Annotated in this window: 6 protein-coding genes; 3 read left to right on the plus strand and 3 right to left on the minus strand. The window is 46.0% G+C overall.

Annotated elements, in window-relative coordinates:
- Positions 1–145 precede the first annotated feature (145 nt).
- Both ytxC and I8U27_RS20065 read right to left on the minus strand, forming a co-directional pair.
- Positions 146–1039 carry a putative sporulation protein YtxC gene (gene ytxC / locus I8U27_RS20060; RefSeq protein WP_181755065.1) on the minus strand — a complete coding sequence of 298 codons (894 nt, stop codon included), beginning with the start codon at positions 1037–1039 and terminating at the stop codon, positions 146–148.
- Between the two features lie 132 nt (positions 1040–1171).
- Positions 1172–1807, minus strand: a complete 636-nt coding sequence (locus tag I8U27_RS20065; RefSeq protein ID WP_181755063.1) for a metal-dependent hydrolase — start codon at positions 1805–1807, stop codon at positions 1172–1174.
- A 193-nt stretch (positions 1808–2000) separates the two neighbouring features.
- Between I8U27_RS20065 and I8U27_RS20070 the strand changes: the two genes are divergently transcribed.
- Both I8U27_RS20070 and I8U27_RS20075 read left to right on the plus strand, forming a co-directional pair.
- Positions 2001–2447 carry a MarR family winged helix-turn-helix transcriptional regulator gene (locus tag I8U27_RS20070; protein ID WP_181755061.1) on the plus strand — a complete coding sequence of 149 codons (447 nt, stop codon included), beginning with the start codon at positions 2001–2003 and terminating at the stop codon, positions 2445–2447.
- A gap of 219 nt (positions 2448–2666) precedes the next feature.
- A complete protein-coding gene (locus I8U27_RS20075; protein ID WP_309506190.1) occupies positions 2667–3806 on the plus strand; it encodes an MFS transporter in 1140 nt (379 codons plus the stop codon).
- 4 nt (positions 3807–3810) lie between these two features.
- Here the strand turns inward: I8U27_RS20075 and mqnC are convergent, their stop codons facing one another.
- Positions 3811–4923: a cyclic dehypoxanthinyl futalosine synthase gene (gene mqnC, locus I8U27_RS20080; RefSeq protein ID WP_181755057.1), complete on the minus strand. Its 1113-nt coding sequence runs from the start codon at positions 4921–4923 to the stop codon at positions 3811–3813.
- Between the two features lie 108 nt (positions 4924–5031).
- Between mqnC and I8U27_RS20085 the strand changes: the two genes are divergently transcribed.
- Positions 5032–5184 carry a hypothetical protein gene (locus I8U27_RS20085; protein WP_181755055.1) on the plus strand — a complete coding sequence of 51 codons (153 nt, stop codon included), beginning with the start codon at positions 5032–5034 and terminating at the stop codon, positions 5182–5184.
- The last annotated feature ends 11 nt before the right edge of the window (positions 5185–5195 follow it).

Raw genomic sequence — 5195 nt, forward strand, 5'->3', positions numbered from 1 at the left:
GAAGGTGGTAAATACTTTTCCAGCGGGTAAAGGGGCTTGCAGCCGATGACCCCTATTCTCTGGTACCATAGAAAAATATTCATGTCCCCGTCATCGCTTTAAATGAAAAATTTGTATGTATTATAACCAACCGGGTTTGTCTTAGTCAAGCATCTCCGTGAAAATTCAGCGGAATACCGCACTTGCTGCAACTGTTGCAGACCAGAATTCTGTCTTCAAAGATCTGAATTAAGGTGCGAACAATGTTTTCTTCCGGGTCTCTGGTATGTAATATCACTTTTTCCGGGGCGATGTTGAGCAAAGTGCTTACAATAAAATCTTCGTGGGAAAACGTGGGTTCCATCACTTCGTGCGCTGCCCCGTCCATCTCTTTAAACTTCAAGGGGGTTCCGTCTGCTTTGAGCATATGAAGCCGCCGTCTTCCTTGATGAATCACATGCACTACATCCATTTTCGGAATCTGGACTGAAACGAAGTAGCGCAATAACTGGATAAACTCTTTATACTCCTTATCAAGCAAATACTCGTCCAGCGCTTCTTTCACACATTTAGAAAGTGCTTTTCGATAGGTTTTCATACGAAAGCGGACAAATCCGTCCACGGCCATCTTATTGCTTTCTTTTAAGTATAAAGAAATCTGTTTCGCCAGTTTCTGTCTTCGACTTACATATACGATTCTGGCATGTTCCCAGGCACTGCTCTCCAGTAAGCGTCTGGCATAACCTTCAATCTGAGTAATTTCTTTCGTGTATTGAACCTGATACTCGCTCCGGATAATGTGGCGAATCATCTCCGGCTCCTGGCAGTCACAGATAAATTCGGCCATCGTTTGTCCGAGCAGCTTTTGCCATTTCCTTTCCTGCGATCGATTTTTGCTGCCGCTCGTACACAGGAAAAACTGACGGTCCCCAATGATTCGCTCTTCCAGTGAACAGCCAAACCCTTTCTCTTGTAACTGAGTGATCAATGTCTCCAAACAAGCTCTCAGTTGGATCACTTTCGCCCGCTCTTTGAGAAAAATGGAGACCAGGTAAGCCATTCGGCTCCCCCCTTCGTTGTCCATGATGGTTATTTTCTAGTATATGGGCGGGGAAAAGACCATATACGTCCACATTTGCTTGACCCCGGGTTTAGCTGTTGTAAATCCTTTCCTCTAGTACCCGCTTGATGTTCAAGAAATCCAACCGGCAGCCGTTGCTTCATCATAAAAAACCTGTCCGATCAGATAGAGAAACCCGATACAGCTAAGGATAAGGGCGATACGAGCCACCCACCGGTCCACTGTTCCACCGCTTTTTACTTTGATCCCTAACTTCTTCAGGCTAAATTTCTTTGAATAGGGCCATAAAAAAGGAACACCGGCGCTGGTGACGGCATCTGCAAGCAGGTGGGACATATACCCGATCGCTACAGCATATGTGTATTCGGGCACAGCTTGGTAAATGATCCATGTGATATAAGCACATGACAAAAAGGAATGTGTCACACTGCGATGCGGTACGTAAGCCACTCCGGCGGCGAAGATCCCTGTATATAAAACCCAGTCAGGCAGTCCTTTGAGAAAATACATAAGGACCATCACCACACCAATGGCTGCTAATGCAAATGAACGATAGGTTCTTTTTAACGAGGGGAAGATAAAATTATTAATCAGACTGCCGTCTTCATCAATATCCGGTAAAATAGATGCCATTCCGGCCGTAATAATCGTCAGGCTTAAATTCATTACATCTTTAGTATCACCGACCGTACACGCAAGTCCCACACCGCAGGCAATCCCAATGGCAAAATGAGTTCTTCCTTCCACTTTTCCTTCTCCTTTTCTGTATAAAAATTCATCTACTAATAAGTATAATAGTCTTCCAATCAAAAAACATAAAAGATTATGTTCCGTTAATCAACATAGAAGAGTCCGATTTTTAAAAGATGGACTGGAAACGAGTTCAGCGATATAATTAATACCGAAATAATTAGGTAGTTAACTATAAGGAGGAGTTTTTATGGCACATTGGGATTTTTCAAATAGCGCCCTTCCCGTTCAACTGTTCCTCAGCTTATATAAAACCAACATCATCATGGTGCGGCAGCTGGAGGAAAAATTGCAGCCATGGGGGCTTACATTGGGTCGCCTTTGTCTGCTTGTTTCTCTCCGGCGCTTTAACAAACCCATGTTACCTTCCGAGTTGGGAGATGATCTCGCCGTTACACGCGCCAATGTGAGCGGACTCCTCAAAGCACTGGAAGCACAGGGAATGGTGCGGCGTGAGTTTGACCCGGCCGACAGGCGACGTATTTTGGTTCATATGACTCCAGCCGGCGAGAAAACATTGGAGCAGGTATGGCCCGTTTATGTAGAGGCGATCTCTGCTCGTTTCAAACGCTTATCTCCGGAGAAGCAAGCTCTCTTATTCCAACTTCTGGAGGAATTGGATGGCGGTAAAGAGTGACCGCAGGAATCGTTACGGGAATCTAACCCGGTTGACTGCTGCTATTGCTCTTAACCGGTTAGCAGGCCATATAGTTAATTACCTAATAATTAATTAATTAATCATAATGGAGGGTTTGCTGATGCCACATAAGAAAATCCTGTTTCTATTATCCCTTTGTTCCTTTTTTGTTGGGTTTGATTCTATCCTTACGGTGCCTCTTCTCCCTGCTGTGGCGGCATCTATGGGAATGAACATGGATTTGGAGCTTTAACCGTAACGGTGTATGCCTTAGCCTACATGTTATTTGCTCCGGTATTTGGAGCAATATCCGACCGATTTGGACGAAAAAACATGATATTGCTGGGAATGTTTGTGCTTGCTCTGGGAACAGCATTAACCGCTTTTGCCAGCAGTCTCATGGAGTTGCTCATTTTTCGGGTAATCACAGGCTTAGGGGCCGGTATTCTTGAGCCGGCTGTATTCTCTCTCGTGGGGGATCGGTTTCCTTACGAAAAGCGTGGACAGGCAATGGGGATTGTGACAGGTTCCTTAACGATGTCCACTCTGGTTGGAGTACCACTGGGGAGTTTTATGGCTGATCTGATTTCGTGGCGCTGGTCCTTTTGGAGCATCAGCTTCTTTTGTCTTTTCACTTTTATTTTGCTGATAACAGGCATCCAACGGGACCACGGAAAAAGGACGGAAAGCCCAATCTTGCAGGGCATTTTTAAACCTTTTCACATGGCGATCTTTGATATACCGGTATTGTTTTCTCTGTTGGCCACTTTTCTCTGGTTTGGCGGGCTGCAGGGAATGTTTGCAAACACGGGTGTTTTTTATCATACTCGTTTTCAGCTCTCAGTTAGTGAAGTTGGCGTCATTCTATCGCTGGCAGGGCTTGGGAGTGTGGTTGGGAGTTTTGTCGGAGGAAAATGGTCAGACCGGTACGGAAAGAAAAAAATGATCGGCTTCAGCAGTGTTTGTGCGGCGGCCAGTCTCTTTTCACTTTCCGTCATCCCAACCAAAGAAGTGGTTGTTGCGGTCATTATTCACATTTGTTGGGCGACCGCTTTTGGATTTGGCCATGCTGCGCTCACTGCACTGATTTCCGAGTTGAACCCGGCAGCAAGGGGAATGGTTCTTTCACTCAACAGCTCAGCCATGTATGCGGGAATGACGGTGGCTACAGCTCTCTCATCCGCTCTCCTCTATGAATTTGGATTTTGGGGAGTAGGATCCATGTGCAGCCTGGCAACCTTTTTGGTTTATCCGCTGTTACTTTTTTTGTCGGTGCGCGGACAAAAAGCAAAGCAGCACAAAATCTTCACTAATCAAAAAAGCCCGGTGTCCAACCATGATTGTTGGACATCGGGCTAAAGTTTTAGTTTTGCATGACAAAATCGCGCTCTGCTTGCTCTCCTTCTTCAAAAACGCGCAAAATCTCATATTTCGTATTGCGCTGGGCGGGGATTTTGCCCGCTTCGCGGATGAGGCGGAGCGTTAAATTGGTGTTTACTTTATGAGTGGTACCTGCGGCAGAAACCACATTCTCTTCCATCATCGTGCTGCCAAAGTCGTTGCAGCCATACCGGAGAGACAATTTACCGATCTCCGGCCCCATGGTCACCCAAGAAGATTGGAAATTGGGGATGTTATCAAGCATAATGCGGCAAACAGCAACAGCTTTCAGATATTCCTCAGCTGAAAGCTTTTCACGCTTTAAGTTGGTATGATCGGGTTGAAAAGTCCACACGATAAACGCCAGGAAGCCTTTCGTTTCGTCCTGGGCTTCACGTACCCGCAATAAGTGCATCACCCGTTCCTCCAATGTTTCCCCAAATCCGATCACCATCGTCGCCGTCGTGGACATCCCGATGCGCTGAGCGGTTTGCATCACATCCATCCAATCGCGCCAGGATCCTTTTAATCGGCTGATCTTTCTGCGAATCCGGTCGTCCAAAATCTCTGCTCCGCCTCCGGGAATCGAATCAAGCCCGGCGTCGCGCAACTCTCGGATCACCTGTTCCAGAGGAAGGCCGGAAACCTCTTTCATCTTTAAAATTTCCGCAGGGGAGAAAGAGTGCATGTGGATGGTCGGGAAACGCTTTTTGATTTCCCGCAGCAGATCTGTGTAATAGCTAAATGGCAAGTTGGGATTGGTCCCCCCTTGCATCAAAATTTCTGTTCCCCCTACATCCACGGTCTCTTTAATTTTTTGGAAAATTACTTCATTTGGAAGAACATAGCCTTCTTCAGAGCCCGGAGCACGGTAGAAGGCACAAAAACGGCAGTAAGTATCACAAACATTGGTATAGTTGACATTGCGTCCGATCACAAACGTGGTGATGGGTTCAGGGTGTCGCCGCTCCATCAATTGGTTAGCGACCCAGCCTAATTTTTCGATCTGATCGCTCTCCCAAAGGGCAATCCCATCTTCCAACCCGAGCCGTTCACCGTCGAGCGCCCGCTTTAACAGCGTGTCGATCTTGGTCATCACATCTACCTCCAGCTTTCAACAGGGTCGGATTAACAACCGAACATGTTTATCGTATCACAAACTTCCTTTCTTGTCTTGATGTGCAGGAGAGGCTGATCTGAAGGAATGGTTTTACAAAAAGCAAGAAATGCTATAGGAATTGTAGAAGTGAATGAGATTCATTATGATTTGAAAAGTCCTGCGGTAATATGTCAAGCCATTGAAACAGGGAAATTGGAAATTATAAAGCCCCTGTTATCTAAAAAAGGCAAAACTTAAGAAACCCAGTC

This window comes from Paenactinomyces guangxiensis (assembly GCF_016055185.1).
GTDB classification, from domain to species: domain Bacteria; phylum Bacillota; class Bacilli; order Thermoactinomycetales; family Thermoactinomycetaceae; genus Paenactinomyces; species Paenactinomyces guangxiensis.